We start from the raw sequence: 23855 nt of genomic DNA on the forward strand, positions 1-23855 counted from the left end.
CCCGGTGCTGTCGCCGCGGGACGCCGCGGCCGCCCTCAGCCGTTGACCGTCCCCGCGGCCGACCGGGGCTTGCCCACCATGAGGACGTCCTGGTGGATCTCCTGGATCTCCGGCGAGGGCAGCAGCCCGAGCTCGTTGTCGAGGGTGTGGCGCAGGCTGTAGAAGACGTCCAGCGCCTCGTTGCGCCGCCCGGCCCGGCTCAGGGCCATGATCAGCTGGCCGTGGAACCACTCGTTGAAGGGGTTCCTGGCCACCAGCGAGCGCAGCTCGCCGATCAGCTCCCGGTCGCGGCCGAGCTTCACGTCGGCCTTGATCCGCATCTCCAGCGCGTGCAGGCGCTGTTCTTCCAGGTGGACGGCGTGTGCCGAGAGCAGCGGCCCCCGGTTGACCCCGGCCAGCGGTGGACCGGTCCACAGCGCCAGGGCGTGCCGCAGGTTCCGCGACGCCTCCTCGGGACGGCCCGCCTCCAGCAGCCGCCGCCCGCGCGCCACCTCCTCCTCGAAGACATAGACGTCCAGCTCCGAGGGCTCGACCTTGAGCATGTAGCCCGAGGGCCTGGTGACCAGCAGCTCGCGGCTGTCGGGCGCGAGCCGCTCGATCTCGATGGTCTTGCGCAGCTGGTAGATGTAGGTCTGCGCGGTAGTGAGGGCGCTCTTGGGCGGTGCGTCGCCCCACAGCTCCTCGACCACCGTCTCCAGCGGGACCAGCTGATTCCTTCGCATCAGCAGCAGGGCGAGCACCTGCCGTAATTTCGGGGCGGTCAGCCCGCACGGCTCCGCGCCGTTGAAGATTTCGAACGAACCAAGGATCGCAAACCGAGCCATTTATGGCCCCCCATTTGTCCGCTTAGCCCTGAGGTTCGGCGCCGCCGAGAGGTCGGCCGGGCCGAAGTCGGCACCATGAGGGGAGAATAATTCCTCCCGTCCCGAGCTACAACACCGCGCTGTTGCCCGGGCCCGGCGCGGAAATGTTGAATCGGGTTATGGCCAACACCGGTGCTGTTCATGTCGAAGTGCTCGTAGTAGGGGCCGGCCCGGCGGGTCTGATCATGGCGATGACGCTGGCGAGATATGGCGTGGGCGTTCTCCTCGTGGAAAAGCGGCGGGAGATTTCGACGCTGTCGCGCGCTCTGGTGGTGAGCACCAGGAACATGGAGATCCTTCGTTCGTGGGGCCTGGAGGACGCCGTGCGCGCCGGGTCCGCCGACGTCGAGCCGTGCGGCTGGGTGACCCGGACGCTCGTCTCGGGCGTCGGCAAGGAGGTCCCCCTGGGCTTCCCGGCGTCCGAGCACGCCGCCCGGCTGAGCCCGTCGGCCCCCGCGTGGGTCCCGCAGGACCATCTGGAGCCGGTGCTGCTGGCCGCGCTGCGGGAGCGGCCCGCCGCCGAGGTCAGGTTCGGCTCGGAGCTCACCGGCCTGCGCCGCCGCGGCGACCGGGTGCGCGCGACCCTCCGCGACCACACCGGCGGGGGCCTCGAACGCGCGGTGGAGGCGTCGTACGTCGTCGGCGCCGACGGGGCGCACAGCACGGTGCGCGAGACGCTGGGCATCCGCATGGACGGGCCCGCCGTCCGCGGCGACTACTCCGGCGTCCAGTTCCGCGCGCCGCTCTGGCGCCACCTGGACGACCGCCGGTACGGGCTCAACATCATCACCGTCGAGGGCGCGGCGGGCGTGCTGGCCCCGCGCGGTCCGGGCGACCGGTGGCACTACGGCCGCGAGCGCGGGCCGGGCCAGGAGCGGCTGACCGACCTGCCGCACGAGCGGCTCGCGGCGCTGATCGGCACTGCGGCGGGCGTCCCCGATCTGCGGCCGCGCATCGAGTACGTCAGCGCGTTCGGCTTCGCCACCCGGATCGCCCGCCGCTACCGCCGCGGGCCGGGCTTCCTGGTCGGCGACGCGGCCCACCAGATGACGCCGCGCGGCGGGACCGGCATGAACACCGCCATCCAGGACGCCTACGACCTGGGCTGGAAGCTCGCCTGGGTGCTGCGCGGCTGGGCGGACCCGGCCCTGCTGGACACCTACGAGGACGAGCGGCGGCCCGTCGCGCTGCACAACGTGACCCGCTCGGCCGACGCCAACGGCGCCCAGCGCCAGGCCGACGAGGCGCTGCGCTGGGACCTCAACGGGCGGCTGCGGCACCGCTGGCTGGAGCCGGGCGGGCGCCGGGTCTCGACGCTGGATCTGCTCGGACCGGGCGTCACCCTGCTCGCGGGCCCGGACGGCGCCGGACGTCCCGCCCCCGGCTGCCGCGCGCCGCTGACCCGGCACACCGTGGACGAACCCACCGCGCACGCCCTGGCCGTCCCGCCCGGCGGCGCGCTGGTGCTGCGGCCGGACGGCCGCGAAATGGCGCCGGGCGGGTCGGCGCTCTGACCGCTCCGACCCGCCCGGCGTCCGGAAACCGCTTCAGCGGCGTTCCGCGCGCACGTTCCACATCGGCAGCAGGATGCGCCCGCGCTCGTCCTCGCCCAGTCCGGACGGGTCGAAGGCGGCCTGGCCTTCGGGGGCCTTGTCGCGCTGCTCCTCCAGGAACGCGCGGGTGAACCGCGTCGCCGAGCTGGTCTCCCGGATGTCCAGGATGCGCCAGTGGGTGCCGAGGTGGGCCTCCAGGTTCGCGCGGCTGACGCGCAGCCACGCCGGGGGCAGGCCGGGCGGCGCCGTCTCGCTGAAGCTGAACAGCTGCAGCCGCGCGCCCGGCTCGCACACCCGGTGCAGGGCCTCGGCGTAGCGGACCCGCTGCTCGTCCTTGAGGCAGTGGTAGAGGCCGTAGTCCAGCACGGTGGCGAAGCCGCCCTCGACGCCGTCGAGACGGGTCGCGTCGGCCACCACGAACTCCACCTCGGCGCCCTGGTCGCGGGCGCGCTCCTCAGCCTGGGCGATGGCGCTGGGCGAGCTGTCGACACCGGTCACCCGGTGCCCCCGGCCCGCGAGGTAGATCGCGTGGCCGCCCCGGCCGCACCCGGCGTCCAGGACCCTGCCGCGGAACCCGCCGTCCCGTTCGAGGTCGACGACGACGGCCTGCGGCTCGCCGATGTCCCACGGCGCGAAGCCGAACCGCATCCCGAGTCCCTCGACGGGCGCCCGCCCGGCGTACAGCGGCTCGAATGCGGAATTGTCCTCGGTGAATACCTGGTCCTTCGCGTTCACCTGTCGCCTCCCTTGCGCGATGTGCCTTGAGAATCGGAACCGAACCAGCGGAGCAGGGCGGGACGCGGGTCGCACCCGCCCGCTCCCGTCCACGCGACATGGCCGTCCGGGCGCAGCAGCACCGCGTCCAGCCCCTCGACCGGTCCGCCGGGGTGGCGGGCCGCCGTGACGAGGTCGACGCGCCCGGCCCATCCGGCGGCGGCCTTGCCGAGCGCGGGTTGGGCGGACAGGTCCAGCAGGACGCCGCGGCCGCCGCGCAGCAGCGCCGCCGTCTCGACCGTCCCGGCCCCGGTGTCGAGGGCCAGGTGCGGCATCCGGGCGCCGACCAGGGGGTGCGGGCCGGGCTCGTAGCGGACGTCCAGACCGCTGATCGTCGCGGCCAGCCGGGCCTCGGCCTCGGGACGGCCGATCAGCTCGGCCAGCACGGCGCGCAACGGGTCGATCTCGGGGCCGCCGAGCAGCAGCAGGGCCTGCGCCTCGATCGCCCGCAGGACGCGCCGCCCGGTCGCGTGGCGCTCGTCGTGGTAGGTGTCCAGCAGCCCATCGGGGGCGTCGCCGCGGACTTGGGCGGCGAGCTTCCAGCCGAGGTTGGCCGCGTCCTGGACGCCCAGGTTGACGGCCTGTCCCCCGGCCGGGAGCTGCCGGTGCGCCGCGTCGCCCGCCAGCAGCACCCGTCCGGCGCGGTACCGCTCGGCCAGGCGGCTCGCGTCGCCGAAGGCGTGCAGCCAGAGCGCGGACCCGCCGCCGATGTCCTCGCCGGTCACCCGCAGCCAGGCCGCGCGGACCCGGTCGAACGACGGCCGGCCGGCGCGCCGCGCGGCCGGGCGGCCGTGCTCGGCCACCATCACGCGGGTGACGCCGTCCGGCCGCCGCGCCGCGACGGCCGTCCCGCCCGGCAGGCGCTCGAAGCGGCGGTCGCGGATCGCGATGCCCGCCACGTCGGCGGCCAGCAGCTCGCGGGCGGCGTCGCGGCCGGGGAAGCCGATGCCCGCCAGCCGCCGGACGGCGCCGCCCTCCCCGTCGCAGCCGACCACGTACTCGGCGGCCAGGTCGTAGGAACCCGCCGGGCCCGTGACGTCGACCGTGACCCGGTCGGGCCCGGCGGTGAGGCCGGTCACCTCGTGGCCGCGCCGGATCTCGGCGCCGAGCCCCGTCGCCCAGTGCGCCAGCAGCTCCTCGACCCGGGCCTGCGGCACCTTCCACTGGCCGGGAAAGCGCGTGGGCGCCCCGCCGAGGTCGAGCGGCACGCCGCCGAAGTGGCCCGCGCGCTGGACCGGCGGGACGCCCAGCGGCTCCAGCAGCCCGCGCTGGTCGAAGATCTCCATCGTCCGCGCGTGCAGCGTGGACGCCCGGGACTCGGTGACGGGCGCGGCCAGGCGTTCGACCACCACCACCCCGGCGCCGCCGAGCCGCAGCTCGCCGGCGAGCATGAGGCCGGTCGGACCGGCTCCGACGACGGCGACCTGGGTGTCCATGATCAGGTCCGGCTCTCCGCGAACTCCTTGGCGTGCCCGAGCGTGGCGCGGCTGTTGGCGCCGAGCGCGTCGCGCAGGAACTGGCGCGCCCGGTCCACGGTCGCGCCCTCGCCGAGCACCGTGACGAGGTTGGCCTCGTTGACCGAGACCGTGTGCACGGAGGTGACGGTCACCGCGTCCTCGCCGGGACGGGGCTCGATCCGCCAGCACCCGGTGTGCAGCCCGAGCAGGGCGGGCAGGGTGATCTGCTTGTAGACGATCTTGTGGTGCGGGAAGCAGACCCGGACCGACCTGGTCGTGTGGGTCGAGCCGTTCTTGGCGGTGGTGTCCATCTCCAGGATCTGCAGGCCCGGGGTGTCCTCGGTGAGGACGACGCGGGTGACGTGCGGGAGCCGTTCCTCCCACAGCCCCGCCTCGTTGAGGAAGTCGTAGACCGACGCGGCGGCCTTCTCCGGCGGCCCCTCGACGGTGATCGAGTCCTCGAAGGAGAAGGTGAGCCGGTCGTCGGCCCCGGCCGCCGTCTCGACGTTGGTCCGCAGCGCGGCCAGCTCCGAGCGGCTGTTGCCGTCCACCGCCCGCTCGATCCACTCCAGGTCGGCGGGGTCGTCGCCGATCGCCCGGTAGTCGTGCAGCAGCCGCACGCGCGAGCGCGCCTCCGACAGCGGCTCGATGACCCAAGTGCCACCCATCGCCGCGACGGGCGGCGCGGAGACCTCCTGGCGGAACTCCACGCGCAGCCGGGCGGGGTCGAGCGCGCGGCGCGAGGTCCAGTTCTTGACCTCGCCGTTGGCGAAGGCCCAGATCCTGATCCGCTCCGCCCGCTCCGAGTGCTCCAGGTGCTCGACATGGACGGTCGGCGGGAACAGCCTCGGCCAGTCGCCGACCCCCGCGATCATCCGGTAGACGGTCGCGGCGGGCGCGCCGATCTCGATCTCGTGCTCCACCTCGCGGTGGCCCGAACGCTCCATGACGCCTCCTAGAAGTTTCCGAGGCCACCGCACACGTTGATGGCCTGTGCCGTGACGGACGCGGCCGTGTCGGTGACCAGGTAGCAGACGAGACCGGCCACCTCCTCGGGGGTCGAGTAGCGGCCCAGCGGGATCTTGGCCTGGAACTTCTCCAGGACCGCCTCCTCGGTGGTGCCGAGCACCTCGGCGTAGCCCTGGCGCACGCGCTGGGCCATCGGGGTCTCGACATAGCCGGGGCAGACCGCGTTCACCGTGACTCCGGTGGGCGCCAGCTCGTTGCCCAGGGCCTTGGTGAACCCCACGACGCCGTGCTTGGACGCCGAGTACGGCGCGCCCAGCACCACGCCCTGCTTGCCCGCGGTCGAGGCGATGTTGACGACGCGCCCGCCCGGGCGCCCGGCCAGGCCACCGGCGGTGAGCACCTCGCGGGTCATGAAGAACACGCTGTTGAGATTGGTGTCGATGACGTCCAGCCACAGGTCGTCGGCCAGGCCCGAGGTGGCGCCGCCGCCGCTGCGGCCGGCGTTGTTGACCAGGATCGCGACCGGGCCGAACCGCCGGACCGCCGACCCGACGAAGGCGCGGATGTCCTCGCGCGACCGCACGTCGCACGCCTCGCCCTCCACGTCCAGGCCGTCGCCCTGGAACTGCTTCACGGTGTCGCGGACCGCCTCGGCGTCCCGCGCGCAGATGAACACCGGGTGCCCCCGCTCGGCCAGGGCACGGGTGATCGCGAATCCGATTCCGCTGGTCGCCCCGGTCACCAGGGCGACCCGCTCGCGCTCAGAGGTCATGCTCTCCTCCACTGTGTCGTTACCGCCTCGCTACTGCGCCGCCCCCGCGTTGACGGACTCCCCGAGCAGGCGGGAGACCAGGCCGGTGTCGTAGGTGCCCGCGCGGAAGCGCTCGTCGGCGAGCACCTCGCGCAGGAAGCCCGCGGTGGTGCGCACGCCGGGGCCGGACGCGCGGAACTCCGCCAGCGCCCGGTCCATCCGGGCCACCGCCTGCTCACGGGTCGCGCCCCAGGCCAGGATCTTGGCCAGCAGCGGGTCGTAGATCGCGGGCATCTTGTAGCCCGGATAGCCGTGGGTGTCGACGCGCACGAACGGTCCGCCGGGCAGCTCGAACGCCTCGATCCGGCCCGGGGCGGGGACGAACCCCCGGTCGGGGTCCTCGACGTTGATGCGGCATTCGATGGCCGCGCCGCGCGTGGACACGTCCCGCTGGCGCAGCCCGAGCGGCTCGCCCGCCGCGATCCTCAGCTGCTCGCTCACCAGGTCCAGGCCGGTGACCAGCTCGGTCACCGGGTGCTCGACCTGGATCCGGCAGTTGACCTCCATGAAGAAGAACTCCGCGTCGGCGTCGACCAGGAACTCCACCGTCCCGGCCCCCACATAGCCCGCGGCGAGCGCCCCGGCGACCGCGCTCTCGCCCATCCGGGCGATCACCTCGGCGGGCAGCCGCGGCGCCGGGCTCTCCTCCAGCAGCTTCTGGTGGCGGCGCTGCACCGAGCAGTCGCGCACGCCCAGATGGACCCCGGCGCCGTGGGCGTCGCACAGCACCTGGACCTCGACATGGCGCGCGGACGGCAGGTAGCGCTCCACGTAGAGCGTGGAGTCGCCGAACAGGACCTGCGCCTCGGCCGACACGTCGGTGTAGGCGGGCAGGACCGCGTTGAGGTTCTCCACCACCCGCATGCCGCGTCCGCCGCCGCCCGCCGCCGCCTTGATGATCACGGGGAAGCCGATCCGCTCGGCCGCGCGCCGCGCCTCCTCCTCCGACCGCACCGGCCCGAAGCTGCCCGGCAGCAGCGGCAGCCCGGCCTCGGCCATCGTCCGGCGCGCCGTGCACTTGTCGCCCAGGGCGGCGATCACCTCGGGCGGCGGCCCGACGAAGACCAGGCCGTTCTTCCCGCAGACCTCCGCGAAGTCGGCGTCCTCGGACAGGAACCCGTAGCCGGGGTGGACGGCGTCGGCGCCCGTCTGCCGGGCCGCCTCGACGACGGCCGGGATGTTGAGGTAGCTGCGCCGCGCCGGGCCGGGCCCGATCTGGACGGCCTCGTCGGCGTAGGAGACCACCGCGGAGTCGCGGTCCTCGGTGGAGTAGACCGCGACGGTCCGGATGCCCAGCTCGCGGCAGGTGCGGGCGATCCGCATCGCGATCTCGCCCCGGTTGGCGATCAGAACCGTGCCGAACATCCGCCTCAGTCCTCCCCGGCTTCCAGCGCGAACAGCGGCTCGCCGTACTCGACCGGCTCGCCGTCCTCCTTGACGACGGCGGTGACGGTGCCCGCCCGGTCGGCCTCGACGGGGATCATCAGCTTCATCGCCTCGACGATCCCGATCTGCTGGCCCGGCCTGACGGTCGCGCCGACCGAGACGAACGGCTCCGCGCCCGGCTCCCTGGCGTGGTAGAAGACGCCGACGGCGGGCGAGGTGAGATAGCGCGCCCCCGTGCCGTCGGCCGCCGCCGTCCGTCCGGGCTCGGCGGCGGGGACGGCGGGCGGCGGGACGGGCGCGGCCGGTGCCTCGTCGTCCCAGGCGATGTCGATGGTGATCGTCCCGGTCTCGATCCGCAGGTTGCGCGGCGGGCGTTCCAGGCGCGCAAGCAGCTCGACGGCCTGCTCCCTGACCTCGGCGAGCGCGTCGGACGCGGGCGCGCCGTCCGCCACCCGCGTCGCCTCGCGCGTCATTGCTCGTTCCATTGGTGATGGCCCTCCAGCTCCGAACCGAAAGCGCGGTACCTTTCCCCTCTGGCGCGGACCAGCTCCTCGGGCCCGGCCGCCGCGAGCCTGGCCAGGCTCGCGGCCAGCGATGCGGCGACCCGGCGGGCCGCCTCCTGCGGATCGGCCTGGCTGCCGCCGTCCGGCTCCCGGATCACCGCGTCGACCACCTTCAGCCGCAGCAGGCTGCGGGCGTCCACCCGCAGCGCGGCGGCGGCCGAGGGCGCCCTGGCCGCGTCGTTCCACAAAATCGAGGCGCAGCCCTCCGGGCTGATCACCGAGTACACGCCGCGCTCGCCGATCAGCACCTCGTCGGCGACGGCCAGGGCCAGCGCCCCGCCGCTGCCGCCCTCCCCGATGATCACCGTGACCACCGGGACCGGCAGGTCGGCCATCAGCCGGATGCTCTGGGAGATGGCCTGCGCCTGACCCCGTTCCTCCGCCTCCACTCCCGGGTGCGCGCCGGGGGTGTCGACGAAGGTCACCACCGGCAGCCCGAGCTTGGCGGCCGTCCGCATCAGCCGCGCCGCCTTGCGGTATCCCGAGGGGCTGGGCATCCCGTAGTTGCGGGCGGCCAGCTCGGCGGCCGTGTGGCCGCGCTGGTGCCCGATCACCATGACCGGCGCGCCGCCGAGGGTGGCCACGCCGCCCACGATCGACGGGCAGTCGCCGCCGACCCGGTCGCCGCGCAGCTCGGCGAAGTCGCGGAACGCCCGGCCGATGTAGTCGAGCGTGGTCGGCCGCTCCAGGTCCCTGGCCTGCTGGACGGCCTGCCAGGGCTCGATCGGGTCCAGCAGGTCGGGGTCGCGCACCAGCGTGCCGGGCGGCGACGCCGGTGCCGACGGGACGCCGGGACGCGCCGCCGCCAGCAGCCCGCGCAGCTCGGCGCGCAGCGCGTGGCGCGGCGTGACCGCGTCCAGGAAACCGCGTTCGAGCAGGAACTCGGCCGTCTGGAACGCGGCCGGCAGCTCCCGCCCGATCGTCTGCTCGATCACCCGGCGGCCCGCGAAGCCCAGCCGCGCGGCGGGCTCGGCGATGACCACGTCGCACTGCGTCGCGAACGAGGCGGCCACGCCGCCGAAGGTCGGATCGGTGATCAGCGCGATCGTCAGGACGCCCGCCTCGTCCAGCCGGGCCAGGGCCTGGCTGGTCTTGGCCATCTGCATGAGCGAGATCGGGCCCTCCTGCATGCGGGCGCCGCCGGAGGCCGCCACGATCAGCAGCGGGACGCGCCGCCCCAGCGCCGTGTCGGCCGCCCCGGCGATCAGCTCACCGGCCGCGGCGCCGAGGCTGCCGCCCAGGAAGCCGAAGTCCATCACGGCGGTGACCAGCGGTCTGCCGCCGATCTCGCCCGCCGCCACGAGCACGCCCTCGCTCAGGCCCGTCGCGCGGCGCGCCCGTTCCAGCCGCTCGGGATAGGGCACGGTGTCGACGAAGCCCAGGACGTCCCGGGTGACGACCGGCGAGCCGATCTCCTCCAGGGTGCCGGGGTCGAGCAGTTGTTCCGCCCGCTCGCGGGCGGGCAGGCGGTGATGGTGGCCGCAGTCCGGGCACACCTTGAGGTTGCGCTCGAACCGCCTGCCGTACACCATCGCCCGGCACCGGGTGCATAAGACCCAGTCGGCGTCGATCGTCGCTGCGTCCGCTGTTGCAGTTGACAACGCTTCGGCTCCTTGCCGTCCGTTTTTCAGCGTTTCCGTTCATTGACCAGGTCCAGCAGGAGCCGGGCCGTGGTGGCCCCGGCCAGCTCCTCCTCGTCGAGGCGCACCCCGTGCTCGCGGCTGATCCTCGACGCGGTCTCCATCAGCGCGATCGAGTCGATGCCGAGCTCGTCGAACTCGGTGTCGATGGCCGCGCCGTCGAAGTCGACGGCATGGTCGACGCCCGCGCTCTCCCTGAAGATCGTGCTCAGTTCGTCCAGTTCAAGGGGCCTGTCCGGCATGATGCGCTCCTCCCAGCGGCTGTGTGCGCCCCGGCCGTCCGGGGACGCCGGCCCTGCCGCGCGGACCACCAGCGCGGAGTTGAACCCGCCCTGCCCGCGCGCGATGACGACCGCGGCCCGCAGCGGCGCGCGCCGGGGCCCGCCCGTCACGACCTCGATCGGATGGTGGTGCGCCGGGCGCACGTTGACCGTCGGCGGGATGACCCCGTCGCGGATCGCCAGCAGCGCGGTGGCCACGTCGAGCGCGGCCGTCCCCGCGTACATGCGCCCGAGCATGGTCTTGGGCGCGGTCACCGGGACCGCGCGGTCGCCGAACACGGCCGCGATCGCCTCGGTCTCGGCCCGGTCCAGCGCCGGGGTTGCGGCGGCGTCGGCGAAGACCACGTCGATCTCGCCGGGACGCGTCCCGGCGTCGGCCAGGGCGCCCTCGATCGCGCGCCGCAGCGTGGAGCCGCGCCCGCCGCCGGGACGCGGGTCGAACGTCGCCGCGTACCCGGCGATCTCGCCGTACACGCGCGGGGCGCCGCGCTCGCGCGCGTCCTCGGGGTCCTCCAGGACCAGGATCGCCCCGCCCTCGGCGGGCACGTGCCCCGCCGCGCGTTCGTCGAAGGGCAGGTAGGCCGTGGCCGGGTCGTCCCCGGTGCCCAGCCTCCCGCTGGTGAGCTGGGCCGTCCTGCCCCAGGGGCAGATCGATCCGTCCACACCGCCGCAGACGATCAGGCGGCTGCGGCGGCGCAGCTGCCGCCGCGCCTCGGCGATCGCGTCGAGCCCGCCCGCCTGGTCGGTGACCAGCACACCGCCGGGCCCCTTCAGGCCGTGCCGGATCGAGATCTGGCCGGTGTTCACCGCGTAGAACCACGCGAACGACTGGTAGGCGCTGACGTACTCGCCGCCGCGGCTCCAGAGCATCTCCAGCTCGCGCTGCCCGAACTCGAAGCCGCCCGCCGAGGCCGCGGTGACCACGCCGCGGTCGAGCGCGGCGTCGCCGCCGGGCTCGACGGCCGCGTCGTCCAGGGCCTCGCCCGCCGCGACGAGCGCCAGCCGGGTCATGTGGTCGGTCTGCGGCAGCAGCCGGCTCGGCAGGTGCTCGGCGGCGTCGAACCCGGCGACCTCCCCGGCCAGCCGGCTCGGGTACTGCGCGGCGTCGAACCGGGCCACGGGACCGATGCCCGAGACGCCCGCCCGGGTCGCGGCCCAGTACCGCTCGGCGCCCAGGCCGTTGGGCGCGGCTATCCCGATCCCGGTCACCACCGGCGCGCGGCTCATCGCGTCCGGCCCTCCCGGGTCAGCACCATCGCGCTCTGGAACCCGCCGAAGCCGCTGCCCACGCTCAGCACCGTGTCGGTGGGCCACTCGCGCGCCACGCGCGGGACGTAGTCCAGGTCGCACTCCGGGTCGGGATGCTCCAGGTTCGCCGTCGGCGGGACGACATCGTTCTCGATCGCCAGCACCGACGCCGCGATCTCCAGCGAGCCGATCGCGCCCAGCGAGTGGCCGATCATCGACTTGATCGAGCTGACCGGCGTCCGGTAGGCGTGCGCGCCGAGGCTCCGCTTGAACGCGGCGGTCTCGTGCCGGTCGTTCTGCCGGGTGCCCGAGCCGTGCGCGTTGACGTAGTCGACGTCCTGCGGCGCCAGCCGGGCCTCGTCGAGGGCGTCCCGGATCGCCTCGGCCATCTCGGCGCCGTCCGGGCGCAGCCCGGTCATGTGGAAGGCGTTGCAGTGCGAGCCGAACCCGGCGATCTCGGCCCGGATCTCCGCGCCGCGCCCGCGGGCCCGGTCCAGGTCCTCCAGGACGAAGATCGCCGCGCCCTCCCCCAGCACGAACCCGTTCCGGGTGCGGTCGAAGGGACGCGAGGCGTGCTCGGGGTCGTCGTTGCGCGGCGTGGTGGCCCTGATGGCGTCGAAGCACGCCACGGTGATCGGGGAGATCGGGGCGTCGGTCGCCCCGGCGACCATGACGTCGGCCGAGCCCTCACGGATCAGTTCGGCGGCGTGGCCGACGGCGTCCAGCCCGGAGGTGCACCCGGTGGAGACCACCGAGACCGGGCCCTCCGCGCCGCACACCCAGGCGACCTCGCAGGCGAAGGAGCTCGGCACGTAGTACCCGTACAGGTGGGGCACGGCGTAGGTGTGGTCGACCAGGTGGAGGCGGCCGTCGTCGCTGACCACGCGGTACTCGCGGTCGAGCCCCATGGTCGCGCCGACGGCGGTGCCCAGCGTGACGCCGAGCCGCGCGGGGTCGAGCGCGTCGAACTCCAGGCCGCTGCCGGCCACGGCCTCTCGCGCGGCCACCACGGCCAGCTGCGCGGCCCGGTCCATCCGGCGGATCTCCTGCGGGGTCAGCCCGTGCGCGTACGGGTCGAAGTCGATCTCGGCGGCCACCCGGGAGCGGAACGGAGCCGGGTCGAAGAACGTGATCTCGCGCGTCGCGGTGCGCCCCTCCTGGAGCAGGCTCCAGAACTCCTTGGTCCCGATGGCTCCCGGCGCCACGACGCCGGCTCCGACGATGGCAACTCGCCGCGGCATGTGCTCCCCTTCCCGATGCCCTCGTCGCGGGCTACTGCGCGGCCCAGTGGTAGAACCGCGTCGCCATGGCGTCCTTGGGCGACCGCCAGGTCAGCGGGTCGTAGGCGGTGATGAACTCCTTGAGGTCCTCGCTGATCCGCACGAACGACGGGTGCGCGCGCACGGACTCGATCCGCTCCTCGCCCCGGTCGTCGTCGAAGTCCTGGAGGTGGAAGTACAGGCCGTTGAAGTGGAACAGCTGGCGCCTGCGGGTCCCCATGAGCCCGGGCATCTCGCTCGCGTCGAAGTCCTGGAACAGGCGCGCGACGGACGTTCCGGAGCCTGGCTCCATCCGGGCGACGATCAGGGTGCTGTGCTTCATCGCTCTTCTCCTTCGCCGGGGCCGAACCAGCGCCGCAGCGCCTCGGTCAGGTCGCCGCCCCCGGGGTCGGCCCAGACGACATGGCCGTCGGGCCGGATCAGGACGGACCGGGTGTCGTGCCAGGCGTTCTCGACGTCGCCGGTGACGCGGTCGGCCGGGACGGCGTCGACCCGGCCCGACCATCCGGGCGGGAGGTCGTCCCCCTTGGTGGTGAGGAAGACGCCGCGCGCCGGGTGCAGCAGCTCGGCGACGCGCGTCCGGCCGCCGCCGGGCAGGGCGAGTTCGAGGTCGGGCAGGCGAGCCCCGAGCAGCGGGTGGTCGCCGGGGCCGGCGTCGTAGCGGATGTCGAGGCCGCTCACCATGCCCGACAGGTGACGCCCGGCCTCGGGGAGCGCGACGATCTCGGTCATCACGGTCCGCAGCGGCTCGATCTCCTCACCGCTGAGATAGAGCGTTCCCTGGGCGCGTGTGTTGCGCAACACCCGCTCGCCGACCGGGTGCCGCTCCGCGTGGTAGGTGTCCAGCAGCCCGGGGGGCGCCCAGCCCCGGACCGTGGCGGCCAGCTTCCAGCCGAGGTTCGCCGCGTCCTGGACGCCGACGCTCAGCCCCTGGCCGCCCGCCGGGAGGTGGATGTGCGCCGCGTCGCCCGCCAGCAGGACGCGCCCGCGCCGGTACTCGGTGACCTGGCGGGTGGCGTCGGTGAAGGAGCTGAACCAGCGGGCCTCGGCACCGCGCAGCGACTCGCCGGTCAGGCTCTCCCATCCCTCGGCGATCTCGCCGAACGTGGTCGCCCGGTCGTCGCCGGGCGGCGGCGCGCCGTGCGGGCAGACGATGATGCGGTCGATGCCCGGCTCCAGCGGGGCCGCCATGACCATCCCGCCCTTGACCCGCTCGCCGATGAACCTCGGCCGGATGTCCCGTCCGATGACGTCGGCCAGGTACATCTCCCGGGTGGCGTCGGTACCCGGGAAGTCGAACCCGGCGAGCGCGCGGACGACGCTGCGCCCGCCGTCGCATCCCACCAGATACCGGGCGGTCTGCTCGTAGCGGCCCTCGGGGCCGTCGACGACGACCGTCACGCCGTCGTCCTCGGTGCGCAGGGCGACCACCTCGTGGCCGCGCCGGACGTCGGCGCCGAGTTCCCCGGCCCACTCCTCCAGCATCGCCTCGACGCGGTGCTGCGGTATCCCCCGCACCCCGAAGTGCGACCCTTCGAGCACGCCGAAGTCCATCGGGATGCCGCCGAAGTGCCCCTGGCGGCTCGCCTCGGCCTTCCCGAAGCGGGCCAGCAGGCCGCGCTGGTGGAAGACCTCGGTCGCGCGGGCGGTGAACCCGAGCCCGCGCGACTCGCCGCTGGGCTCCGGGCGTCTCTCGTGGACGACGACGTCCGCCCCGCCGAGCCGCAGCTCGCCGGCCAGCATCAGCCCGACCGGCCCGGCGCCGACGACGATCACTTCGGTGTCCATGGTGCTCCCCAGGGGTGCGAGAGTTCGGGGGTCAGACGGGACGGGCCTCGATGATCGAGACCGCGGACGCGGTCGCGACCACCTGGGTGAGCTCGAACCCGGCCTTGGCGAACAGGTCCGCGTACTGCGCCGAGGTGCGCTCCCGGCCGCCGATCAGCAGCAGCAGCCACAGGTCGACGAGCTTGGCGGGATGGTCCGAGGCGTCCTCGGGGACGACGAACTCCATCACCAGCAGCCGCCCGTCGTCCTTGATGGCCCCGCGCACGTTGCGCAGGATCTCCAGCGACTTCTCCTCGGACCACTCGTGCAGGATGTGCTTGAGCACGTAGGCGTCGCCGCCCGCGGGCGGTGGCGCGAACAGGCCGGTGCCGTCGACGGAGCACCGGCCGGACACGCCCGCCCGCTCGAAGAGCGCGGCGGCGCCCAGCGTCTCGGCGCGCTCGTCGACCAGCACGCCCTTGGACTTCTCGGCCCGGCCGAGCAGCGCGGCCAGCAGCGAACCGCCGCCGCCGAAGACGTCCACGATCGTGTCGAACCGCTCGAACGGGTACGCCTGGACGATCGCGTCGGTCTCCAGGTTCGACATGTTCCCCATCGCCCCGGTGAACACCTGGGCGAACTCGGGGTCGGAGGCCAGGAACTCGTAGGCGCCCATCCCGCGCAGCTTGGGCAGGACGGGCTCGCCGGTCCGCACCGCGTCGACGAGGTGGCCCCAGTCCTCCCAGTGGAGCGGGCCGCCGATCAGCAGCGCCAGGTCGCGCATCGACACCGGCGAGTCGGCGCGCAGCGCGTCGGCCATGGGGGTCGTCTCGAACGTGCCGTCCGCCCGCTCGGCGAAGATCGAGCGGCTGGCCAGCAGGCGGAGCAGGCGGTAGGTCGCGTCGGGGTCGGACCCGGCGCGGCGGGCGACCTCGTCCGCGCTCAGCGGCCCGTCCGCGAGGGCCTCGGCCAGGTCGAGCCGGGCGGCGACATGGACCGCCTGGGTGACCATCGACCCCATGATCAGATGGAGCAGGACGATCGGCGGTGGAAACACCTTCCCGGACATCTTCTCGGACATCGGAACCCTTCTCTTTCGCGCTGGTTTCGGGCAGGCGGCATCGCCGCCTCGCGGCCGACCGGATCGCCGCGGCGGATGAGGCGTTCAACTGCGCCCGTACCGCAATCGAACGCGGCGGCTTTCGGAAACGACGCCGTCAGGGCGCCGACCGGGTGTGGACGACTCGGTAGGAGTTCCAGTCGCGGGCCGTCACGAGCGCGTCCAGCAGTTCCTGCGTCTTCTTGCGGTCGGCGGGCCATTCCGTCTCGGGCAGTTCACGGAAGGTGTCGTAGGATTCTTTGTCGTCCCACTGCGAATAGCTCACCGCGAAAGGCCCGTCAAATCCCGTATGCGCGTCGAGTCCGCGCAGAACGGAGTGGGACCGGTAGCCGGGCGTGTCCAGCAGCCATTCCTGCTGGCCCAGTGCGGCGATCACCCTCTCCTGGTTCTCCGGATCCATCCCGAAGAACTCGATGACCGTGTAGTCGTCGCGATCGGGGGAAATCTCGGTCGTGTCGCCGAGCGAGGGATGCCGTTGCGTGGAGGCCACCTCGGTCCGCAGCAGTTTCATCGACGTGGTGATCTCGTCGAACAGCGGGACCGTGCGGTGCTTGAATTCGTCGCCCTCGTAGCGCCGGTCGAGGTCCTTTCCGCTGCGCCACTGGATGAAGTTCGCCGTCCCGAGCCGGTCCTGGCCGCTGTGGACGGTGCTGGAAATCCAGCCCTCGAAGGCCGCCGTGTCGACGATCTCACGCATCGCCGCAAGCAGCCGGTCCTGCTTCTGGGGCGCGTCGGTGGTGAACAGGTTCAGGACGGTCAGGTAGCCGCTGTCGACCGAGATGGTGGGCATGATCTCCTCTTCTCTTCAGCCGGGGGTGGAAGGACCGCTGTTCACGCGTTCCGGGGCGAGCCGAACCACCGGGCCAGGGCGTCGGTGAGCCCCTCGGTGCCCGTATCGGTGTGGGGGGACGCCCCCCCACGCCCCCCGGCGGCCTGATCGGCCGGGATCGGACCGGCCCAGGCCACGTAGCCGTCGGGACGCACCAGCACGGCGCCGGTGCCGTCGAGCGGCGTCCCGGCCCCGGCGTCGTGGGGGGCGGCGGTGACCACGTCGACCAGGTCGCCCCAGGGCTCGGCGGCGGCCCGGACCTCCGGGGCGCCGGCCAGGTCGAACAGCACGCCGCGCGCGGTGTGCAGCCGCTCGTACACCGAGGTCTTGCCGGAATCGGGGAAGTCGCCGACCAGCTCCTGGTCGGGCAGGCGGCGGCCGGTCAGCGGGTGGTCGCCGGGGCCGGTGTCGTAGCGGATGTCGAAGCCGGTGACCATGCCGACCAGGTGGCGCTGGACGGACTCGTAGGTCAGCAGCTCGGCGAAGATCTCGCGCATCGGCTCCATGTCGTCGCCGCCGAGGTAGAGGATGCGCTGGGCCAGGGTGTTGGCGATGACGCGGGCGCCGACCGGGTGCCGCTCGGTGTGGTAGCTGTCCAGCAGCCCCGGGGCCGCGCGGCCCTGGACGGCGGCGGCGAGCTTCCAGCCGAGGTTGACCGCGTCCTGGACGCCCGCGCTCATTCCCTGCGCGCCGATCGGCATGTGCACGTGGGCGGCGTCGCCCGCCAGGAAGACCCGGCCGCGCCGGTACTCGCTGGCCAGGCGGCTGGAGTCGGTGAACCAGCTGACCCAGAACGGCGTCCCGCCGTGGATGTCCTCGCCGGTCAGGCGCTCCCAGGCGTCGGCCACCTGGGCGAAGGTGGGGGGCGTGCGGTCGCGCCGGGGCTCGGCGCCGCGCTCGTAGACCACGACGCGGTTGAGGTCGGGGCCCAGCGGCAGCACCATGACCATCCCGCCCGGCACCCGTTCGCCCGAGAACCGGGGGCGCAGCCGGGGGCCGGACACGTCGGCCAGCCACATCTCGATGGCGGGCTCGGTGCCGGGGAAGTCGATGCCGGCCAGCTCGCGGACGGTGCTGCGCGCGCCGTCGCAGCCCACCACGTACCCGGCCCGCAGGGTGCGCGGCCCTTCGGGAGTGGCGGCGGTCAGTTCGACGCCGGCGTCGCCCGCGGTGAGGGCCTCGACCTCGCAGCCGCGGCGGACGTCCGCGCCCAGGCCGGTGGCCCATTGCGCGAGGATGGATTCGGTGCGCGACTGCGGAATGCCCCGCGCGCCGTACGAACCGCCCTCGACAATGCGGTAGTCGATCTGAAACCCGCCGAAATGGCCGACGGGTATGGTCTGGAGTTCCCCGAAAGCCGGCAGCAGCCCGCGCTGGTCGAACTCCTCGATCGTGCGTGCGGAGAAACCCAGTGCGCGTGACTGCCGCATGGGCTCGGTAAGCCGTTCGAGAACGATGACCGAGACCCCCGCAAGGCGTAATTCGCCCGCGAGCATGAGTCCTGTGGGCCCGGCACCTACAACAATGACATCCGCATCATGGTCGTCCACGTGCTCTTCCCTCCGTGGTCATCGGTGAGCGCAGGAATTGGGCGTCGGAGTGGGCCCCCTCGGGAGCCGGCCATCGTGGGCTTCAGTTTCCAACACGCTTCTCGAATTGACCACAGAGCGGCGTTCGCGAACGGGCGGAGAATCGGTTCGGGGACCGTGCGAGCGACACGGGGACGGCTTCGCGGGAGTCCGGTGGCCCGCGTTGTCGACCGCACCTGTTCGACTGCGCCAAGGACGCAGTCGAACAGCGGAGGTCACGGGCCTGCGCCGCCCCGGGCCGGATCCGGCCATTTGCCGGACGCGAGCGCGGCAAAGGCGGCGCCATTTGTCCGCTGCTCAGCCTACAACTTGGCGTTTGCCCGATTCATGGCTGGAGGGATCAGAGCAAGGGCCGGGGTTGCCGTGCCGGGACGAGCCTGGGCGGGCCGTGGAGGCGCGGGCCCGTCCCGGCCGGGGCACCGCGACCGACGTTCTTCCTTGATCGTCCCGGTCGTCAACCGGGGAGGGGCGGCGGCCCGGCGCCCGGGGCGGCCCGCGCCCGCTTGACGCTCCAGGGGCCGCGCGGTGCACTGGTCGGGACGTCAGTTCGTTGAGCACGCGGGGGCGCTGGACAGGCGAACGGCCGACGCCCCCGCCCGACCGCCGCAACCACGCGCCCCGGTAGCCCAATTTGGCAGTCAGGCAGCGGGCTTAAAACCCGCTTTAGGTGTGGGTTCGAATCCCACCCGGGGCACCTGCGCTCTCCGTGGTCATGCCGATGACCGCGCCATCATTCCGATGACGGGAGGCGAGAATGATCGCGGGAGCCGTCTCAGTTCCGCCGCGACGGGTCGTCGTGGTCCATCACCTCCCCGAACGATTCGGGGGCCGCGACGCCCAGGCGGCGCAGCCGCTGGGGATGGGCCCACACGTTGATCTCGTCGATCGTGCCGTCCCGCACCGTGAAGCCGATGACCGAGAAGGGCTCCCCGCGCGGGGCCACCACGACGCCCACCTCCCCGTTCACCAGGACGGGACGGGCGAACCTGACCAGGCGCGAGAAGAACAGCGCCTTGCGGGCCACGGCGGCGGCTCCCCTGACCTCCATCGGCAGGCCGGGGGCGGGCGCCGCCGGGTCGTGGTCGGCGCGCAGCAGGACGTCCGGGTGGAGCACCGAGACCAGGGCGTCGAAGTCGCCGGCCCGCGCGGCGGCGAAGAAGGCGTCCACCGCCTCGCGCTGGCGCGACTGGTCGGGCTCGGGCTCGGGGGCCGCCGCCCGCATCCGGCGGCGCGCGCGGCTGGCCAGCTGCCGGGCCGCGGCGGGCGAGCGCCCGGTCAGCGGGGCGATCCGGTCGAAGGGGACGCCGAACATGTCGTGCAGCACGTAGGCCAGCCGCTCGGCCGGGGCCAGCGTGTCGAGCACCACCAGCATCGCCAGGCCGACCGAGTCGGCCATCATCGCCGCCTCTTCGGGGTCGCCGCCGTCCAGCCCGGTCACGATCGGATCGGGGACGTGGGCGTCCAGCGGTTCCTCCTGCCTGAGCTTGCGCGAGCGCAGCATGTCCAGGCACACCCGGGCGACGACCATCGTGAGCCAGCCGCCGAGGTTCTCCACGCCGGAGGCGCCGGTGCGGCTGAGCCGGAACCACGCCTCCTGCACCGCGTCGTCGGCCTCGCTCAGCGAGCCGAGCATCCCGTAGGCCACCGTGCGCAGATGGCCCCGGTGGGCCTCGAACCGTTCCGCCAGCAGCTCGCTCTCCGTCACGGTCACATCCCTTGATCGCGCTTCGTCATATCTATGACGAACGGGAAACGGTGGATGTGACAGGCACGGCCCTCTCGCCGCCCGCGACCGTCACCCGGCACGCGAAGACCGTCGCAGGCACACGCCCGACCACGGACGCCGCTCCCGGCCGACCGGCCGGAGCGGCGCTTCTCGCCCGGATCGACTGGAGGTAGGCAGCAATGAGCCACGACACGCACGACAAGCGGGACGGCGAGGCATCGCCGGCACCCCATCCGAGGCGATGGGCGGCGCTGGTCATCCTTCTCATCGCCGGATTCATGGACCTGCTCGACGTCACGATCGTCAACGTGGCGATCCCGACCATCCTGGAGGACCTCGACGCCGAGTACGCCCAGATCGAGTGGGTGGTGGCGAGTTATGTGCTGGGCTTCGCCGCCCTGCTCATCACCGGCGGCCGTCTCGGCGACACCTACGGGCGCAAACGCCTGTTCCTGGTCGGCGTCACCGGGTTCACCATCGCCTCGGCGCTGTGCGGCCTCGCGGTCAACCCCGAGATGCTCATCGTGTCCCGCTTCCTGCAGGGCGCACTGGCCGGGCTGATGGTCCCGCAGATCCTCGCGATCGTCCATGTCGCCTTCCCGCCCGAGGAGCGCGGCAAGGCCCTGGGGATCTGGGGCGGCGTCCTCGGCTCGGCCTCGGCCACCGGCCTGATCGCCGGCGCGGTGCTGATCGAGTGGAACCCCGCGGACCTCGGGTGGCGCTCCATCTTCCTGGTCAACGTGCCCATCGGGATCGCGGCCGTGGCCATCGCCTGGCACATCATCCCCGAGTCCACCTCCCCGGCCGCGCTCAAGCTCGACCTGGTCGGCGTGCTGCTCAGCATCACGGCCATCCTGATCCTGGTCTACCCGCTCACCGAGGGACGCAGCCTCGGCTGGCCCGCCTGGTCGTTCTGGCTCATGGGCGCCTCGCTCGTCCTGCTGGCGGCGTTCGTCCTGTACGAACGCAGGCGCAGCGCGACCACGGGCTCGCCGGTGATGGAGCTGACGCTGTTCCGCCTGCGCGCGTTCAGCGTCGGCCTGGTGGTGTGGCTGCTGTTCTGGCTGGCGCTGGGCGGCTTCTTCCTGGTGTGGACCCTCTACATGCAGGTCGGCCTCGGCTGGACGCCGATGCGCGCCGGGCTGACGTCCCTGGCCTTCGCGGTCGGCGCCGCCACCGGCTCGGGCCTGTCGGTCCAGGTGTTCACGCCCCGCTTCGGGCGCCGCGTCCTGATGGGGGGCGCGCTGCTGAACGCCGCCGGGTTCGCCTCCTACGCGTGGATCACCGCCGCGCAGGACGTCGGCGTCCACTCGTGGCAGATGGTGGTCCCCCTGGCCTGCGCGGGCTTCGGCTTCGGCCTGGTCGTCGCGCCGATGATCGACGGCATCCTCACCGGTGTGCCCCGCGAGGACGCGGGCTCGGCGTCCGGCGTGCTGAGCACCACGCAGCAGGTCGGCATGGCCCTGGGCGTCGCGCTGGTCGGCGTGCTGTTCTTCGGCCGCCTCGACAGCGCGTCCGATCACGGGGTCGACGAGGTCACGCCCGCCCTGCGCACCGAGCTGACGTCCATGGGCGTCCCCGCGCAGGCCCAGGGCGGCATCCTGGACGGCTTCCGCGCCTGCGTCCGCGACCGCTCCGGCTCGTCGGACCCCATGGCGATCCCCGCGAGCTGCAGGAGCGACCAGGCCCAGGCCGATCCGCGCATGGGCGACCTGATGACGCGCTTCGGCGAGGAGGCCAACGGCCACAACTTCGCCCGCACCTTCTCCTACACGCTCTGGTACGGCGCCGGGATGCTCGTCATCGTCTTCCTCGGCCTGTTCGCCATCCCCAAGCGGGTCAAGGCCCGCGACTTCGAGGCCGAGCTGGCCCCGGTCGGTGAGTCCGCCGCCCGTCACTGACCCGGCCACGCCGGAAAGCGACCTCGCGCCCGGGGTCTGCGGGGCGCGAGGTCGCCGCGGTGGCCGATCGTGGTCAGGGGGCGGGACGGACGACCAGGGCGCTGCCGCCGTGCCGCCGGACGGGTTCGGCCACGGCCTGGACGCGCCCGGCGCCCAGGAACTCCAGGCCGGTGGCGGCGCCGATCACGGCCTCGGGGCCCTGCTCGACGAACAGCCGGACGACATGTCCTCTGGCCTGCAACGCGGGGCCGTACCGGTCGATGAACGCCTGCTCGCCGAAGGTCGCGGGAGTGTTGCGCTGGGTCGCGCGGGGCGCGGCCAGGGCGGCGGGAAGGTCCATCCCGAGATCGAGACGGTTCACCAGGATCTGCAGCACGGTCGTGATGATCGTGGAGCCGCCGGGCGAGCCGACCGCCAGCAGCGGGCGGCCGTCCTCGAGCACCAGCGTCGGCGCCATGCTGCTGCGCGGCCGCTTGCCCGGGGCGGGCAGGTTCGGGTCGGGCGTGCCGTCGGCGGGCGGCGCGAGGCTGAAGTCGGTCAGCTCGTTGTTGAGCAGGAATCCGCGTCCGGGGACGGTGAGCGCGCTGCCGCCGAGCTGCTCGATCGACATCGTGAACGACGCCACGTTCCCGTGCTTGTCGGTGACGTTGAGATGGGTCGTCTGCGCGCCCTCGTGGGGCAGCGCTCGCGGAGCGGCCGAGGGCTTGGGGCAGTCCTGGTAGTCGCCGTCGGGCGACCCGGGCGGCACCGGGGAGGTCGCGGCGCGCGCGGGGTCGATGAGGCAGGCGCGCTCACGGGCGAATCCGGACGAGAGAATTTCCTTCAGCGGGACGCTCACCTGTCCCGGGTCGCCGATGTAGCGGTTGCGGTCCGCGTAGGCGAACCGCGACGCCTCCAGGTAATGGTGCAGCGCGCGCCCGGGGTCGTCCTTGGGCAGCTTGACGTTCCGGAGGAGGTTGAGCGCCTCGCCCACCGTCGACCCGCCGGAGGAGGGCGGCGCCATCCCGTAGACGTCCAGGCCCCGATAGGAGACGCGGGTCGGATCGCGGACCTCCGCGCGGTACCGGGCCATGTCTCCTCCCTCGATCAGCCCGGGGCGGACGTTGCGGGTGGAGGACGGGTCGACGGGCGGCCGCCGTGCCGTGTCCACGACCTCGCGGGCCAGGGCGCCGCGGTAGAACCAGCCGGTGCCGTGCCGGGAGATCGCCCGGTAGGTCGCGGCGAGGTCGGGGTTGCGGAACGTCGAGCCGACGGCGGGCGGGCCGCCGCCCGGGAGGAACAGCTCGCGGGTCGGGACGATGTCCTTGAAGCGCGCCGCGTTCGCGCGGGTCTGGTCGTGGAATTCCCGGTCGACGGTGAACCCGCGATCGGCGACGCCGATCGCGGGCCTGAGCAGCGTGGAGAGCTTCCGCGTCCCGAACCGGTCCAGCATCCGGTCCCATTGGGCGAGCGTTCCGGGAACGCCGACGGAAAGGCCGCTCGTCACCGCCTCGGGGAACGGGAGAGGACGGCCGGTCGCGGGGTCGATGAACGCCTTCTCCCCCATTGCGCGCGGCGCCGTCTCTCTGCCGTCATATGTGTGAACGCGACGGGATCTCGCGTCGTAGTAGACCATGAAGCCACCTCCTCCGATTCCCGCCACGTAGGGTTCGGTGACCCCGAGGGTCGCGGCGGCGGCCACGGCGGCGTCCATCGCGTTGCCGCCGCGTCGGAGAACGTCGATCGCGGTACGACTTGCATCTATGTCAACGGTGGAAACGGCTCCGCCGTATCCGACGGCCGTGGGCACGGCGCTGTGACCCGCGGTCGCCGGAGCGGCGGTGGATCGCCCGGTCGCCGCCCTTTCGGCGGCATCCGGGGAGGACGGTGAATGCGCGAGCCCGGCCGGTGCGACCGGGCCGGACGACACGACCGTTGTCAGGGCGAGCGTTCCGGCGGCCCAGATCATGCGGCGGCCGGTGAGCGATTTCCTCATCGTGATCAGAACCTCCACGATTGAATCGAACGCGAAACTCAGAATTCCCCGATCCCCGATCCCCGATCCCCGATCCCCGTGTGGTGGTGTCAGGAGCGGCCACCTGTCGCGGTGGTCTCCGCC

19 protein-coding genes and 1 tRNA gene are annotated in these 23855 nt (G+C 73.3%); 3 read left to right on the forward strand and 17 right to left on the reverse strand.

Features of this window, described 5'->3' with window-relative positions; genetic code table 11:
* Nucleotides 1–35: 35 nt before the first annotated feature.
* A complete protein-coding gene (locus ACQPY4_RS26600; RefSeq protein ID WP_433325202.1) occupies nucleotides 36–824 on the reverse strand; it encodes an AfsR/SARP family transcriptional regulator in 789 nt (262 codons plus the stop codon).
* 158 nt (nucleotides 825–982) lie between these two features.
* Here ACQPY4_RS26600 and ACQPY4_RS26605 point away from each other — a divergent pair, with 158 nt between their 5' ends.
* The gene (locus tag ACQPY4_RS26605) at nucleotides 983–2377 is read left to right on the forward strand and encodes an FAD-dependent monooxygenase (protein ID WP_433325204.1); all 1395 of its coding nucleotides are present in this window, start codon (nucleotides 983–985) and stop codon (nucleotides 2375–2377) included.
* A 33-nt stretch (nucleotides 2378–2410) separates the two neighbouring features.
* Here the strand turns inward: ACQPY4_RS26605 and ACQPY4_RS26610 are convergent, their stop codons facing one another.
* From ACQPY4_RS26610 to ACQPY4_RS26675, 14 genes are all read right to left on the reverse strand, one after another.
* On the reverse strand, nucleotides 2411–3151 hold the full coding sequence (locus ACQPY4_RS26610; RefSeq protein ID WP_433325206.1) for a class I SAM-dependent methyltransferase: 741 nt from the start codon (nucleotides 3149–3151) through the stop codon (nucleotides 2411–2413).
* Entirely contained in the window at nucleotides 3148–4626 is a 1479-nt protein-coding gene (locus ACQPY4_RS26615; RefSeq protein ID WP_433325209.1) for an FAD-dependent monooxygenase, read from the reverse strand. Before ACQPY4_RS26615 ends, ACQPY4_RS26610 begins: the two co-directional genes overlap by 4 nt.
* Nucleotides 4627–4628: 2 nt before the next feature.
* Complete coding sequence (locus ACQPY4_RS26620; RefSeq protein WP_433325211.1) at nucleotides 4629–5594, reverse strand: aromatase/cyclase; 966 nt, start codon at nucleotides 5592–5594, stop codon at nucleotides 4629–4631.
* A gap of 8 nt (nucleotides 5595–5602) precedes the next feature.
* Nucleotides 5603–6388 carry a 3-oxoacyl-ACP reductase FabG gene (fabG, locus tag ACQPY4_RS26625; RefSeq protein WP_433325213.1) on the reverse strand — a complete coding sequence of 262 codons (786 nt, stop codon included), beginning with the start codon at nucleotides 6386–6388 and terminating at the stop codon, nucleotides 5603–5605.
* A gap of 30 nt (nucleotides 6389–6418) precedes the next feature.
* Nucleotides 6419–7792, reverse strand: coding sequence for an acetyl-CoA carboxylase biotin carboxylase subunit (locus tag ACQPY4_RS26630; protein WP_433325215.1), 1374 nt, complete (start codon nucleotides 7790–7792; stop codon nucleotides 6419–6421).
* Between the two features lie 5 nt (nucleotides 7793–7797).
* Nucleotides 7798–8286, reverse strand: coding sequence for an acetyl-CoA carboxylase biotin carboxyl carrier protein (locus ACQPY4_RS26635; protein WP_433325217.1), 489 nt, complete (start codon nucleotides 8284–8286; stop codon nucleotides 7798–7800).
* A complete protein-coding gene (gene accA / locus ACQPY4_RS26640; protein ID WP_433325219.1) occupies nucleotides 8283–9977 on the reverse strand; it encodes an acetyl-CoA carboxylase carboxyl transferase subunit alpha in 1695 nt (564 codons plus the stop codon). Before accA ends, ACQPY4_RS26635 begins: the two co-directional genes overlap by 4 nt.
* 26 nt (nucleotides 9978–10003) lie before the next feature.
* Nucleotides 10004–11524 (reverse strand): beta-ketoacyl synthase N-terminal-like domain-containing protein, encoded by a 1521-nt coding sequence (locus tag ACQPY4_RS26645; protein ID WP_433325221.1) that lies wholly within the window; start codon nucleotides 11522–11524, stop codon nucleotides 10004–10006.
* Complete coding sequence (locus ACQPY4_RS26650; RefSeq protein ID WP_433325223.1) at nucleotides 11521–12786, reverse strand: beta-ketoacyl-[acyl-carrier-protein] synthase family protein; 1266 nt, start codon at nucleotides 12784–12786, stop codon at nucleotides 11521–11523. The genes ACQPY4_RS26645 and ACQPY4_RS26650 overlap by 4 nt, the downstream gene beginning before the upstream one ends.
* 31 nt (nucleotides 12787–12817) lie before the next feature.
* Nucleotides 12818–13147: a TcmI family type II polyketide cyclase gene (locus tag ACQPY4_RS26655; RefSeq protein ID WP_433325225.1), complete on the reverse strand. Its 330-nt coding sequence runs from the start codon at nucleotides 13145–13147 to the stop codon at nucleotides 12818–12820.
* Nucleotides 13144–14613, reverse strand: coding sequence for an FAD-dependent monooxygenase (locus ACQPY4_RS26660; RefSeq protein WP_433325227.1), 1470 nt, complete (start codon nucleotides 14611–14613; stop codon nucleotides 13144–13146). The genes ACQPY4_RS26655 and ACQPY4_RS26660 overlap by 4 nt, the downstream gene beginning before the upstream one ends.
* Before the next feature lie 31 nt (nucleotides 14614–14644).
* A complete protein-coding gene (locus ACQPY4_RS26665; RefSeq protein ID WP_433325229.1) occupies nucleotides 14645–15673 on the reverse strand; it encodes a methyltransferase in 1029 nt (342 codons plus the stop codon).
* 136 nt (nucleotides 15674–15809) lie between these two features.
* Nucleotides 15810–16502, reverse strand: coding sequence for an antibiotic biosynthesis monooxygenase family protein (locus tag ACQPY4_RS26670; protein ID WP_433325231.1), 693 nt, complete (start codon nucleotides 16500–16502; stop codon nucleotides 15810–15812).
* Nucleotides 16503–16543: 41 nt separating this feature from the next.
* On the reverse strand, nucleotides 16544–18037 hold the full coding sequence (locus ACQPY4_RS26675; protein ID WP_433339036.1) for an FAD-dependent monooxygenase: 1494 nt from the start codon (nucleotides 18035–18037) through the stop codon (nucleotides 16544–16546).
* Nucleotides 18038–18745: 708 nt separating this feature from the next.
* On the opposite strand from ACQPY4_RS26675, the gene ACQPY4_RS26680 reads away from it, so the two are divergent.
* Nucleotides 18746–18824 (forward strand) — tRNA-Leu (locus tag ACQPY4_RS26680).
* A 78-nt stretch (nucleotides 18825–18902) separates the two neighbouring features.
* Here the strand turns inward: ACQPY4_RS26680 and ACQPY4_RS26685 are convergent.
* Nucleotides 18903–19835: a sigma-70 family RNA polymerase sigma factor gene (locus ACQPY4_RS26685; RefSeq protein WP_433325233.1), complete on the reverse strand. Its 933-nt coding sequence runs from the start codon at nucleotides 19833–19835 to the stop codon at nucleotides 18903–18905.
* A 200-nt stretch (nucleotides 19836–20035) separates the two neighbouring features.
* On the opposite strand from ACQPY4_RS26685, the gene ACQPY4_RS26690 reads away from it, so the two are divergent.
* Nucleotides 20036–21757, forward strand: coding sequence for a DHA2 family efflux MFS transporter permease subunit (locus tag ACQPY4_RS26690; protein ID WP_433325235.1), 1722 nt, complete (start codon nucleotides 20036–20038; stop codon nucleotides 21755–21757).
* A 73-nt stretch (nucleotides 21758–21830) separates the two neighbouring features.
* Here the strand turns inward: ACQPY4_RS26690 and ggt are convergent, their stop codons facing one another.
* On the reverse strand, nucleotides 21831–23750 hold the full coding sequence (gene ggt, locus ACQPY4_RS26695) for a gamma-glutamyltransferase (RefSeq protein WP_433325237.1): 1920 nt from the start codon (nucleotides 23748–23750) through the stop codon (nucleotides 21831–21833).
* Nucleotides 23751–23855: the final 105 nt, after the last annotated feature.

The organism is Spirillospora sp. CA-294931 (assembly GCF_050946795.1).
Taxonomy (GTDB): Bacteria; Actinomycetota; Actinomycetes; order Streptosporangiales; family Streptosporangiaceae; genus Spirillospora.